Raw genomic sequence first — 13,882 nt, 5'->3', positions numbered from 1 at the left:
TTACTTGATCATAGCATCCAATAATCCATGTGATTGACTCAGGGGCAGCATATTTCCTTTGCCATCAGCTATTCCTTGTTTGATGAGCCATTTTTCAAACTCTGGTGCGGGTTTCATGCTAAGTACCTTGCGTAAGTAAAGCGCATCATGGAATGATGTGGACTGATAATTAAGCATAATATCATCGGCTCCGGGGATCCCCATAATAAAATTACAGTTTGCTACGCCTAATAATGTAAGCAGGTTGTCCATATCGTCCTGATCTGCCTGGGTATGGTTAGTATAGCAAACATCTACACCCATAGGTAAACCAAGCAGCTTTCCGCAAAAATGATCTTCTAAAGCTGCCCTAATAATTTGCTTGCCATCATATAAATATTCTGGTCCGATAAAGCCAACTACGGTATTCACCAGCAATGGTTTAAACTTACGGGCAACTGCATAGGCCCGTACCTCGCATGTTTGCTGATCTACCCCGAAATTGGCATTGGCGGATAAAGCGCTACCCTGCCCGGTTTCAAAATACATTACGTTATGACCTATGGTTCCCCGGTTTAAAGATAAAGTGGCCTGATATGCCTCTTCAAGTAAACTCAGGTTAACGCCAAAACTGGTATTAGCTTGCTCCGTCCCTGCTATGGATTGGAAACAGAGATCAACGGGAGCGCCTTTATTAATCAGTTGCAAAGTGGTTGTAATATGGCTCAACACACAGGTTTGTGTGGGTATATCAAACTGATAACGAATGTTATCCATTAGGTTTAACAGATTATTTACCGCCGCGGGACTATCCGTAGCCGGGTTGATACCGATACAGGCATCACCGCTGCAATGTAATAAACCATCAATAATACTGGCTGCCACCCCTTTTGGATCATCGGTTGGATGATTAGGTTGCAATCGGGTACTGAAATGCCCTTTTAAACCGATAGTATTCCGAAAACGAGTGATCACCTCACATTTTTTACCTGTTGCAATTAAATCCTGATTACTCATTAATTTGGACACCGCTGCTGCCATTTCGGGGGTAATACCTGCCGCTATACGAGTTAAGGTAACCGTATCTGTTTCATCACTCAATAGCCAATCACGCAGCTCGCCGACGGTTAAATGGCTTATCGGGCTAAAGCTTGTGGTATCATGACTATCAATAATCAACCTGGTTATTTCATCCTGCTCATAAGGTATCACGGCCTCGTTCAGGAAAGTTTTTAAAGGTACATCAGCCAGGGTTATCTGGGCTGCCACACGCTCTTCATAACTTTCGGCAGTCACACCAGCCAACTCATCGCCAGATCTGTACGGAGAGGCCTTACCCAGCAAAGTTTTCAGGTCAGGAAACTTATATACTTTATGACGTATGGTGTGCTTGTAAGCGCTCATTGGTTCAATTGTTCATTAGTATCTCTATCTCACTTCTGTAAATTCAGGCGCCATCATCATTTCGTCGGTCAACGCTATTTTATGCTTTCCCATCCCTATAAAAACCGCAATCACCACACCCAAACCGGCAAAGAATATACCGCTCACCTCCAAATTAAACCAGATAATAGCGAACAGGCATATCGTTGATATAATAAGGGCCGTAGCCGGGAATATCGGGTAAAAGGGCGAAGCAAAAGGCCTTTCTAATCGCGGTTCTTTTTTACGCAGGATAAACAGGCTCACCATACTCATCAAATACATTACAATGGCACCAAGTACCGATAGTACGATGATCTGACCTGTAGTGCCGCAATAAATGGCTATAAAGCTCACTACCCCACCGGCAATAAGCGCCCAATGCGGTGTTTTAAACCTGTGATTGATTCCAGCAAGTCTCCGTGGCAGATAGCCGCTACGTGCCATAGCAAATACTTGCCTGGAAGAAGCCAGTATAGTACCGTGTAATGATGCAATAAGTCCGAACAAACCAATACTGGCAAATATTTTAGTAAGGCCACTTGCTTTGCCTAAAACAATACCAATAGCCTCTGGTAGCGGATAATCCAGGTTGCTGAGTTTGCGCCAGTCAGTTACTCCCCCGGTTAATATCATAACGCCCAGGGCTAATGCTACTAATGTAGCCAACGCTGATATATAACCTCTTGGGATATTCTTTTTGGGCTCTTTAACCTCTTCGGCAACCATGGCCACACCTTCAATGGCCAGGTAAAACCAAACCGCGAAGGGCAATGCGGCAAATACACCAGCCCAACCAAAAGGCATAGGGTTACTCAGATAATTCTCCATTTTAAAGTGGGGCGATACAATACCCATATACAGCAATAGCTCGGCTACGGCCAGTATGGTAATGAATACCGAAAATGTGGCAGATTCCTTTACACCCGATATATTCAGTATGATGAATGCCACATTAAATAGCATAGCCGACTGCATAATAGGTATAGCCGGGTATAAAAAATGCAGGTAACTCCCCAACGAAATAGCTATAGCCGGTGATGCCAGTAAAAAATCAATCAGGGTTGCATAACCGGCAATCAATCCGCCTATGGGGCCTATAGCCCTATAAGCATAGGCAAAAGCGCCACCTGCATGCGGAATAGAAGTGGTAAGCTCTGTATAGCTAAAAATGAAGGTGATATACATTACGGTAACCACCAGGGTAGCTATCAAAAAACCTATAGTTCCCGATACTGCCCAACCCAAATTCCAGCCAAAATACTCACCGGAAATAACCAGCCCGACAGCTATCGCCCACAAGTGAACAGGTTTTAATACTCGCTTTAACTGTTCTGCCGGGGGTGTTGCCATATTTTTTGTTTAATGCGGCTTTAAGATACTTAAAGCCGCTGTTAAATCAAAATGACAGTATATTATGGAATTGTTAAGTAGCTCATTAGTTCACTTGCTCATTGATTCATTAGTAACAGCTTAAAAGAGAAATGCTAATACCAAATTTAAGAACAACTGAACTAATGAAACATCACACCTTCAGCGTATTTTTCAGATAACCAATACTGTTGGTTATGCTGGCCAACGGGTCTTTAGGCATATCATGCTCTACAAAGAAATGTTTCATGCCTGCTGAGGCTGCCGCTGCGAAAATGGGTTTAAAATCAATTGTTCCGCTGCCTACAGGTAATATAATTTCACGCTTCGCATCCAGATCCTTAACGTGCCATAGCGGGAAACGACCGGGATGTTGTTTAAACATTTCAACTGGATTTTTGCCGCCTTTTATAGCCCAGGCCAGGTCGAGTTCCATTTTTACATTTTGGGCGTCGGTTTCACTAAGTAACAGATCATACGGAACTTTACCATCAACCGGATGAAATTCCATATCGTGGTTATGATACGCAAATTGTATCCCTACTTTTTTGGCGGCCTCCCCTGTTTTGTTCAGCACTTCTATAGTTGATTTGATTTCCTCCATCGTACCGGTGGGCGAATTGGCGCAAACGAGGTATTTGATCCCTCCTTCGGCAGCATCATCAACCAATTGCTGCATATCGTCGCGCAGGTTTTTCATGGGAGGTATCACCAGAGGTTTGCCATCTGCCCCTACAGGCATTTTAGCCCCTGGTGGCATTTTGAATGGCGCTCCAAGTACGTGGTGTGATGTCCAGGCCATGCCCAAGTCATTCACCATAGCTTTGAACTCTTTTGGACTCATGCCATAGTAACCGCCTTTTTTGCTGAAGGCCGATTCCAGCTCTTTATAGCCTAAACCGGCTATTTTGGTGAGGGTCCCTTTTACATCTTCGTCAATAACACCAAAGAATGTAAATAATTGTAAACCAATAGCGTGTTGGCCTTTTACATTGTTGAACAATGTACCTGCTTTGCTGGATAGCGCCATGGTGCCAAGAGCCAGTGCCCCAGCGCTTTGGATAAACTTTCTCCTGTTGTAATTCATGCTGATAATTTTTAGTTTTTGTAAGTGGTACAGTAAAACTAAATAATTTTTATGTCGAAATTAAACTTTATTGTGTCTTTATTACACAATAAATTATTTGGCGATCATTTTTCACCGGCTATTGCAAATTTTCGTGGCAAAAAACCATGATCAAAAACTTTTTAAACCTTAAATTTTAACAATTTTCAGCCCGAACCAGAGCAAAAACGTATCACTTTTGGCCTATTTAACTAAACTTTAAGGCCATTTTAACACTTTTTAACAAATTTTTGCTGGGTTTTGAAAGGTTTAAAAAGTATTTGATTTAGCAATCAACGATATACCAACCGGTCAGTTTTTGATCTTGTTTTCTTTTAACTAAACAGCTCGGTTCTCTATTAAAAAGAGACCGGGCTGCTATTGAAATAAATATACAAAAAACTTGTCGGCTTAACGATATGCATCATTACATATACAGGCAATTAGCTATCAACCCCGTCCAGCCGGTTTGATGAGATGCACCTGCTCCGCGACCGTTGTCACCGTCAAAATATTCGTAAAAAAGGATGTAATCTTTAAAGTTCGGATCGGTTTGCATTTTGTGGTACTGGCCAAATACCGGGCGGTTACCGTTCTCATCGCGTAAAAACAGTTTAGATACCCGGCGGTAAAGCTCATTGGCCACCTCTTTAAGACTCATATAATTACCTGAGCCTGTAGGGCATTCTACTTTAAAATCATCGCCATAATATTCATAAAAACGGTGCAAGCTATCAATGATCAGATAGTTGATGGGTATCCAGATAGGGCCACGCCAATTGCTGTTGCCGCCAAACAAACCGCTGTCGCTTTCGGCAGGCGTATATCCAATACCAAAATCAACACCATTTACAGCTACATGAAATGGCTTATCCAGATGATATTTAGAAAGTGAGCGGATTCCATAATCGCTCAGGAACTCCTTTTCATCGAGCATGTATTTCAGGATGGATTTCATCCGGAAACCACGCAACAAGCTGATGAGGTGTTTGCCATTGGCGCTTTTCTCATTCCAGCGCGAAACCAGCGACGCCAGGTCGGGCCGGTTCTCGGCAAACCATTTCATCCTGTCGCGAAATATAGGGCTGTCGGTAATATCGCTTTCGTTCAATACTTCGGTAGCAAACAGGGGGATAAGCCCTACTATACTGCGCACTTTCATTTTGATGGAACCATCATCCGGGAAACTGATCTGATCATAGAAAAAGCCATCCTCATCATCCCAAAGCCCTTCATTGTTTTCGCCAAGGTTTGACATGGCACCTACTATATAAATAAAGTGCTCAAAAAACTTAGAGGCGATATCGGCATAAGCATTATCATCCACGGCCAGTTCTGTAGCTATACGGAGTAAGTTAAGCGAGTACATGGCCATCCAGCTGGTGCCATCGGCCTGTTCCAGGTGCTGACCACTGGGCAGGTGCATGTTACGGTCAAAAACACCGATATTATCCAAACCCAAAAAGCCGCCTTCAAATACATTATTGCCCGATGCGTCCTTACGGTTTACCCACCAGGTAAAATTGAGCATCAGCTTATGAAATATCCGCTCCAGGAAATAGGTATCCCCTTTGCCATTATTGGCTTCCTTATCGGTTTTGTAAATGCTCCAGGCCACCATAGCATGTACCGGCGGGTTACCATCGCCAAAATCCCACTCATAGGCCGGTAGCTGTCCGTTAGGGTGCATATACCAATCGCGGGTAAGCAATATGAGCTGATTTTTGGCAAAGGCCATGTCAATACGGGCCAGCGCCAGGCAGTGGAACGCCAGATCCCATGCAGCAAACCAGGGATATTCCCATTTATCCGGCATGGATATCACATCGCGGGTATTCAGATGCATCCATTTGCTGTTACGGGCATCTTTGCGTTGAGAGGGCGGCGCTGGTTGTGCAGGATCGCCACGGAGCCAGTGGCGTATATCGCAATAGTAAAATTGTTTGTTCCACATCATACCGGCAAAAGCCTGCCGTTGTATCAAACTGCGATCGGTATCGGCTTTGTTGCTGTATATATCGTTATAAAACTGATCGGCCTCCGTAATTCGGGTAGTAAATATCTGGTCAAAATCTTCAAAACTATAATTGGCATCGGGCGATAAACGGAGCCGTATAGTAACGCTCTGTTTTGCAGCTACTGTAATATCATAATTAACCGCTGCCTTAGTCCCGATATTATGGGGATTAACGGTATCGTCACCGTGTATGATATGATCATTGATACCGTCCTTATGATATTTGATGCCGTTATCGTAATTATAAAGCCGGTCACTATTTGTCTCGTTATCGCAAAATAACAGTTCAGGTGAACCTTCGGTATGCAACCAAAGCTTGTCAAGGTCTTTGTGCGATACTTCTATTCTGCCTGTTCCGTTGGCTGCTAAATAGGGTTTATAATCATTATAACCCCAGCTCCAGGTATTGCGGAACCATAAAGTGGGCATTACATTTAAAGACGCGTCCTGATCGCCGCGGTTGTGAATGGTTATTTTGATCAGGATATCTTCCTGCGCGTTTTTGGCATATTCGGTAAACACATCAAAATAAGCGTCGTTGTCAAACACCCCGGTGTCGATGAGTTCAAACTCCGGATCTTTACGGGTACGGCGTTTGTTTTCGGCCACAAGCCATTCATACGGAAAAGCCTGTTGCGGATATTTGTACAGCGCTTTCATGTACGAATGCGTGGGTGTGCTATCCAGGTAATAATAGATCTCTTTTACATCTTCACCATGGTTTCCTTCCGGGTTACTGAGCCCAAAATAGCGTTCCTTAATGATGGGGTCTTTTTTGTTCCAAAGGGCTATGGCAAAACAGAGGTTCTGCTGCCTGTCGCATATGCCGGCTATACCCTCTTCGCCCCAGCGATAGGCTTTGCTGCGGGCCATATCATGCGTAATAAAACTCCAGGCATCGCCATTGGCACTATAATCTTCACGTACAGTACCCCATTGACGATCACTTACATAAGGGCCCCATTTTTTCCAACTGGTATCTTTTAACCTCGATTGTTCTGCATTCATGATAGATGACCATGCCTTTTTAAAGCAAGTGTTTGCAAATTAGGCTTATTTAAGGAAAGATAATATAATTGGATGGTTTGTTTTACATGGGAATGAAGAAAAGCCCGCATGCTATTATCAGGGCGATGATTAGACTCACCCGCCCGTTGCTTCGCTCGGGCACCCTCTCTTCGGCTTCGCCGGAAAGAGGGGCTTTTTCTTTTATCTCGATGAGAAGGTAAAAAATAGTATTTCACCGCCCTCTTTCCGCCGTAGGCGAAGAGAGGGCCAACAAGCGGAGCGATGTTGGGGTAAGTCGACTCTGCTATAAGTAAGGCAACAGTTCAAGAAACCCCTCCCTACCACAACACAGACAACCGCACCCCTCCCGTGGGGAGGGAACCATCTTTGAGATTTTTACGCCCACACATTTCTTAAAAACCTCAACCAATTGCCGTGCATCATATTATCAATATCAACATCGGTATAGCCTCGTTTTTTGAGCAAAGCGGGTACTTTTTGCAAATCGGCAATGGTTTCCAGGTCGTAAGGGCATTGTTCGCGACCAAAAGCGCCGTCGAGGTCAGATCCCATACCTATATGAAGGGCATTGCCGGCAATCTGGCAAATGTGATCGATATGATCAACCATTACTTCCAGGTTACAATTCATACCTTTTGGGGTTGATTGTCCCCTCACCCAGTTGGGTACCATCATCCAGGCATCCAACGCGGCACCAATCACCGCTCCACGATCGATCAGCGCTTTGATCATTTCGTCGCTATACTGGCGGTTATGGTTCACCAATGCACGACAGTTATTATGGCTTGCCCAAACATGACCGTTAAAATGGTCAAGAGCTTCCCAAAAACTATCATCGCACAAATGCGTAGCATCCAGGATGATGTTAAGGCGCTCCATTTCTTTGAGTAACTCATGCCCTTTAGATCCCATGTAGCCCGTTGCATCGGTGCCCTGCGCATAACGACCAGGTCCGTAATGGGCTGGGCCTACAGCACGGAGGCCATAATTATAAGCACGTTCCAGGTGTTGAACAGTAACGATGGAATCGGCGCCTTCCAGGCTCAATATGTAACCTACGGGCTTATTTTCTGTGGATTGACTATCGTTCCAAAGCTGCAGGTGTTTCTCCAGCGATGGCAGATCATTTACCTGCACCATCTCGCCGGCATCTTCCATCGCTTTGTACCAGGCTACCTGCCCTTGTGTTTGTGCCCAGGCCTGCTCGGGTGAATGCCAGCCTGGTAAGGGGTTATCGGGGGCAACATAACGTCCTATCTGCGTAGCAACCACTAAGCCGATATTGCCTTTACGCAGCTCGGGTAAAGTAACAACAGCTTTAGCACGGTCGGGCTTATCGGTGAGACCTTGTTCACGTTGGTTAACTTCGGCCAGCGGACGGGTAAGGTCTCGGTTCCACTCGAGCGCGTTCATGCTCAAGTCTAAATGGGCATCAATTATAAACATATCAGATCGTTATTTTTCTGTCGCGGGCGGCATTGAGCCATTCGTCTTTAAGTGCATTATTTTCAATAGTATAAGCGCGCTCATATAAAGCTACGGTTGGGCATATATGGTGTGGGATACCGTATAATACATCGCCTATCTGGTAAGCATGCCCCTCGCCGGCCTCTACCACCAAATGCTCTTCGCTCTGGCCTACAGGAACCAGTTCGGGCGCATTTAAAAAGTAGATGCGTTTGCTTAGTTCATTTTCGGCAGATACGGATTTATGGCCCACATCCAGACACAACTTAGTAGCGCCGGGCAGGGATATTACTCTCGATATTACCAGAGCGGCGGGTAAAAAACCTTGTTCGGCCATACCCAGCTGATAGCCTTTGTCCCAATAAACAAAAGTACCGGGGCTACATTCCACCACCCCTCTTTTAGCATGTATGGGAAAAGTAGGCGATCCGCCGGCAACAATTACAGGCCCAGCATAGCCGCGGTTTGTTATATCCTGCTGTAGCTTTAAAACCGGCTCAAAACTGGCATTGCAGCGTTCGGTACGCGTAGCCAGATCGGCATCATGAATATGACCGTCATAAGCATGCAAACCTACCGGGTTCAATCCCCGTAATACGGCACAATCCATATATAACTGCAGAGCCTCAAAACCGGCTTTTATACCGGTGCGGTTCATGCCTACATTAATATCGAGATAAACATCAACACACAGCTTGTATTTTTGAGCAACCTCGGATATTTCATTCGCCGCGGCAGTATTATCAACCAGGCAGGAGAATTTAGTTGCCGGGTAGGCGTGTATAAGCTTTATAAAGCGATAAAGCTTCGGGCCAACCGGTTGATAGGCCAGCAGTACATCAGGCGCTTTGCATATGGCCAGCAGTTCCGCTTCGGCAATAGTAGCGCACTTGAATTTCCGGATACCCGCATCCATCAGTAATAGGGTAACCTCTTTATTCTTGTACGTTTTTACATGCGGGCGCAACAGGGCCACATCATCGATCATGGTTTTAAGCAGCTCGATATTAGCCTTTACCCTATCCGGATAAACCACCAAAGCAGGCGTATCCAGCTTCTCTATATCGTCAATGATGTACCAGTTCTGAGTCATGAGTGGTGAATGATTAGTTGTGAGTGGTGAATAGTGAATGATGAGTTTTTAGCTTTTGTCTGAACCTTGATTCCCTGGATTTAAGGATTATTGATTAATTACCATGCCTGACTTTTATTGTGGTTTCAACTCACTATTCACCATTCTCTATTCACTAAAATAATTCAAACAATGCCTCTATTTCAACTGGGATATTATCAGGTAAGGAGCCCATACCTACGGCGCTGCGTACACCTATGCCGTTTTCTTCGCCCCATACTTTGGCAAAAAGCTCACTGGCGCCGTTGATGATAAATGGGTGTTTCTCAAAATCGGAGGTACAATTTACCATACCCAATACCTTGATCACTCTTTTTACCTTATCAAGACTACCGATATTGGCCTTAATGGTAGCCAGCATGGCTAAACCAACCTGGCGGGCTGCCAGTTTGCCGTCTTCCTGCGAAATGGTATCACCTATACGGCCAATGATCAGGGTACCATCATCCTGCACAGTGCCGTGGCCCGACAGGTAGAGATATTTGCCATCAACTAAACAAGGCTTATAAACGCCAAGCGGTTTTGGTGCGGGCGGCAGGTTTAAACCCAGCGCCGCGAAGTTTTCTTCGGGAGTGTTCATACCGGTAAAATTATAAAGTTTAGGCAATAATTAGCAACAAAAAAGCCGGGGATCTCACTCCCGGCTCCGAATTAATCAACTATATGGTATTCTATTTAAATTTAAAGGTAACGCCAATGTTAATAGCATAATCGGCGAAGGCGGCATCGCCTTGGGTATAGGTTCCTGTTAGCTGCGTACTGATCTTATCCGGCACACTTTGTGTACGATCACGTTTCAGGGCCACTGGAACAAAGGCGTATATAGATAATGCTTTGAGGCGATAAGTAACACCCGGCTCAGCAGAGATGATGTAACCCGGCCTTCTGAAACCGTTGCTGCCGCCTACCAGGTCTTTTACCGGCAAACATTCGTAACGCACACCGCCCGAAAAATCAAACTTACCAACGCCATAGCTGGCACCTCCCCTGATCATTAACTGATCCGGTACGCTCATGATGTCGCTTCCGTTAGCCACTGCCTTGGCGCTTGGCGTACCGCCGCGGGCCGATGAGACTCCATTTTGCTCGCGCGGACTAATGAGGTAATAAAAGCCACCATACAAACCAAACTGATGGGTAAAATTATAATAAGCGTTAATCTCCGTAGTGATGCCTGTGCCGCCATCACCCAGTTGTATTGATTGATCGACAGGGCCCAGCGTTTTGGCGTCATTAGCAGCAGTGTGGTAAAAATAATCCTGGTAATTGTAGTTGCCGGTGGGTAGTTTAAGGCCCAGGCCAACCTGGATATTTCCTTTACGGGCTTTGGCCGGATTAAGCAGCCAGGCATAAGCCGTTAAGCGGATATCGCCCAAACCAAATGAATGGGTGCTCAAGCGCTCTTTACCACCGTGCTCATATAATGACGACCGGCTGTTATCCAATATGGGCAGATCAACCGCAAACGACCAGCGGTTATTGAAAATGCGGGTAAGGGTAATATCCTGGGTATAGGAATGGTTGATTACATTGGTGTGCTGGGCAATACGTTGTTTTTGCTCCTGAGTGCCAACAAAGTGCTTGTATGAACGGAAATAGCGGTTATTGCTGTTCAGCAGCCAGCTGCTGTTGGTGTTGGTACTGTCGGGATGTTCATCCATAGTGCACAAACCACCCGTGCTGCGGATGGCTACGCAGCCTTGCGCGTTTGCTTGTGTATTAGTAAAAAGCATGTAAAAAGCGATAGAGAAAAGTAAGCGTAACGTTAGTTTCATGTATTTATAAGTTAAATTGGGTTATGATAATCTGTTTAAGAAAGCCAGGCTCTCATACCTGGCTTTCACCTGCTCTCATACAGGATTTTTTATTAATCAACTAAATCTCAAATCTTTGGTGTTTTTCCAGGGGAACACAGTAAAACCCGACGGTGCTTTTTTTAGCGCGAACCATAAAGCCAGCAGCACACCATAGCTGCCTCCCCGCTCTATCCATTCAAAAATTTCGTAATGAGGATAAAACAGTTCGCTTGTTATTTTCCAGATAATAAATACGAGCAATAAATTTTTAAACGGACGAATGAGTATAGATAGAGCTGCAAATATTTCAAAAGCCCCCGCGATCAACGCGGTTTTAGCCGGCTCATGAAAACCCAGGGATTGATACTGTTTCAGTAATCCGGTTTTTTGTATCAGGTTTAACCAGCCGTGGCCTAATAGTAATAAAAATGCTATTACCCTTAAGCTGCCTATCACTGATTTTAACATGGTTGGCTCAATTACTACCCGATCATTCATGCGGGCAAACCATTGCTTTAAGGGTATCCTTATACCACCTTGCAACATCAACAATACCAGCGGGGCGCCAAAATTACCTGCACGTTCAATAAACTCAGCAAAAGGTTCGCCTGATAAGGGTCGGAAAGAGGCAGTAATAATCCCCCATATCACCAGCCAACCCGCCACTGCACGTGTGGGGTAAACCAATATGGATATCCCCATCAAAATATCAATGGAACCCACAACCGGCATTAAGCGATAGGCTTCATTATGCCCAATCCCCATCACCGCGAAATAGTTACACCATATTTGCTTGGTGATAATGCCAAATGCGCCATGCCCTATAAAACACATAGCACAGGCCAGTCTTAACGTGAAATAAATTTTTTGATCGGTGGTTAAACGTAACATTCTTTTTTATGATTATAGATTTTTGGAGCAAGGAGCAAGGATTTTAAGGCAGTTAATAAAAACAAAATCCTTGCTCTTTGATCTGAAAATCCTTGTTCCCAATACTCTATTTATCTGCTCCATCTGTTTTTCCTCTCAGCACCGCATACTGACCAACTTTGGCACCGGTTTGCAAACCGATCTCACAATCGCTGCGGTAATGTATAGCCCCATACAACCGCGACATGGCGGCATCATGTGCCAGATCGGTAAATTTGGTACCCCTATCTGGCAGCAAATAGGTTAATACTGCTGCCGCTGCCGCGCTAAAATTGGAGTGACCCGAGGTATACGCGGGGAAATTAGGCACCCCTGTCAGCGTTTTAATATCCGGATTAGCCTGCGACGGGCGCTGGTTAAAATAAAAATATTTAGTATCCCAGCAAACAATGGCGGCATCCATTTCGGCCATGTTCAGTAATGCAAAATTGCGAGCCCAGCGTATTTCGCTATAGTTTTGCTTTACAAACTCATCTGCGGCAATGGCATCCCAATGGCCGGGGGGAGTATATGTACCAATACCATCGGCCCAAAAAGCCACCTGTGTTTCATGATCGCGGGAATGGTCTTTACTGAAGGCCAGTACCTCTTCAGTCTCTTTCTTAAACTCCGGCGAGTTGGTTAAGTAAGGAGGCGCCGGTCTTAATGCAACTACTGTAAGCGTATCAAACAAAAACGGCAGTACCTTTGAAAACAGCGGCAACATAGGAGGCCTTTTTGGTGTTTCCAGGCTTATCCAGAATTGTTCGCCTTTGGCGGTGGCCGCGGTTTCATAACCTTTCCAGATAGCTGGTGTACCGATAGCCTTGCCGGCACGATCATTACGTGCCCTGTTAGCAAATATGGCGGCTACCTGTTTGCCCAATGCCTCGCCGGCATTAAGTTCGCCGCGGGTGTTTGCCCCTGCCATAATACGGTATAGTTTTTCTTCGTCAGCTTTTTGCTGTATATAGGCGATCTCTGTGGGGAATAACAATTTCATCATCTCTACAGTAGTACCTGCTACAACAGCATCTTCGCTTGGATACGAGGGCAGATCGGATGTAGGCACCAGTGGTTTTATTCCCGTATCGTTTTTATATGGCGCTGTACGCTTGTACACATTTTTAAAATGCCAGGCGGCTATTAACGCATCATACTGACTTGCGCTAACGTAAGCATAAGCCCTTGCTGCATATGGCGGGTTGGAGAATGGGAATTCCGGATAATTAAAAGGATTAGCTGAATTGGGAGCCGGATAAGTACCATCTGGGTTTTGATAGGGAGCCACGTTGTGTTTTGCTACCAGTTCGCGTAAAATTTCGTTCCATCTCAAAACCGAACCCGCGCTCCAGTATTTGATGCTCGCTTTTTGATCATCGGTCAAACTGCGTTGCAGCGCTTTGATCTCGTTAATATCAGCAACGTATGCCGGTGAAGTTAATGCATCAGGAGCAGCTACACTCAATGCGCTAAAATCAGTAACGAGTACCGGTTTCCATGTATCAGCATTCAAGTCGATATTGGCCGGTGCTAATGCAGGGTACAATGAAGTACGATCGGTAATATCTTTTTTACAGGAGCTTAAAAAAGCAAAACCTGAAAACAGGATCGGGACTATATAGCGTAATGTTTTTTTCATGTTGATCGTCATT

At 45.0% G+C, this 13,882-nt stretch carries 10 protein-coding genes; all 10 read right to left on the bottom strand.

The window, feature by feature from the left end; all coding sequences use genetic code 11:
• The 10 genes from ACNURT_RS14255 to ACNURT_RS14210 all read right to left on the bottom strand — a co-directional run bounded on the left by ACNURT_RS14255 (position 1) and on the right by ACNURT_RS14210 (position 13,869).
• On the bottom strand, positions 1 to 1,383 hold the full coding sequence (locus tag ACNURT_RS14255) for an ethanolamine ammonia-lyase subunit EutB (RefSeq protein WP_419698242.1): 1,383 nt from the start codon (positions 1,381 to 1,383) through the stop codon (positions 1 to 3).
• A 24-nt stretch (positions 1,384 to 1,407) separates the two neighbouring features.
• Positions 1,408 to 2,754 (bottom strand): ethanolamine permease, encoded by a 1,347-nt coding sequence (eat, locus tag ACNURT_RS14250; protein WP_419698241.1) that lies wholly within the window; start codon positions 2,752 to 2,754, stop codon positions 1,408 to 1,410.
• A gap of 172 nt (positions 2,755 to 2,926) precedes the next feature.
• Positions 2,927 to 3,859, bottom strand: coding sequence for a sugar phosphate isomerase/epimerase family protein (locus tag ACNURT_RS14245; protein WP_419698240.1), 933 nt, complete (start codon positions 3,857 to 3,859; stop codon positions 2,927 to 2,929).
• 445 nt (positions 3,860 to 4,304) lie between these two features.
• Positions 4,305 to 6,902: an MGH1-like glycoside hydrolase domain-containing protein gene (locus ACNURT_RS14240; RefSeq protein WP_419698239.1), complete on the bottom strand. Its 2,598-nt coding sequence runs from the start codon at positions 6,900 to 6,902 to the stop codon at positions 4,305 to 4,307.
• A gap of 396 nt (positions 6,903 to 7,298) precedes the next feature.
• On the bottom strand, positions 7,299 to 8,369 hold the full coding sequence (locus tag ACNURT_RS14235) for a dipeptidase (protein WP_419698238.1): 1,071 nt from the start codon (positions 8,367 to 8,369) through the stop codon (positions 7,299 to 7,301).
• 1 nt (position 8,370) lies between these two features.
• Positions 8,371 to 9,483, bottom strand: coding sequence for a D-TA family PLP-dependent enzyme (locus tag ACNURT_RS14230; protein WP_419698237.1), 1,113 nt, complete (start codon positions 9,481 to 9,483; stop codon positions 8,371 to 8,373).
• A gap of 154 nt (positions 9,484 to 9,637) precedes the next feature.
• A complete protein-coding gene (locus ACNURT_RS14225; RefSeq protein WP_370995601.1) occupies positions 9,638 to 10,102 on the bottom strand; it encodes a RidA family protein in 465 nt (154 codons plus the stop codon).
• A gap of 91 nt (positions 10,103 to 10,193) precedes the next feature.
• Entirely contained in the window at positions 10,194 to 11,297 is a 1,104-nt protein-coding gene (locus tag ACNURT_RS14220) for a hypothetical protein (RefSeq protein WP_370995602.1), read from the bottom strand.
• A gap of 96 nt (positions 11,298 to 11,393) precedes the next feature.
• Positions 11,394 to 12,209: a hypothetical protein gene (locus tag ACNURT_RS14215; protein WP_419698236.1), complete on the bottom strand. Its 816-nt coding sequence runs from the start codon at positions 12,207 to 12,209 to the stop codon at positions 11,394 to 11,396.
• Between the two features lie 106 nt (positions 12,210 to 12,315).
• Positions 12,316 to 13,869: a phosphatase PAP2 family protein gene (locus ACNURT_RS14210; protein WP_419698235.1), complete on the bottom strand. Its 1,554-nt coding sequence runs from the start codon at positions 13,867 to 13,869 to the stop codon at positions 12,316 to 12,318.
• Between the last annotated feature and the right edge of the window lie 13 nt (positions 13,870 to 13,882).

This window comes from Mucilaginibacter sp. NFX135, from assembly GCF_048565145.1.
Lineage (GTDB): Bacteria > Bacteroidota > Bacteroidia > Sphingobacteriales > Sphingobacteriaceae > Mucilaginibacter.
This window is presented reverse-complemented; position numbering and strand designations above follow the sequence as displayed.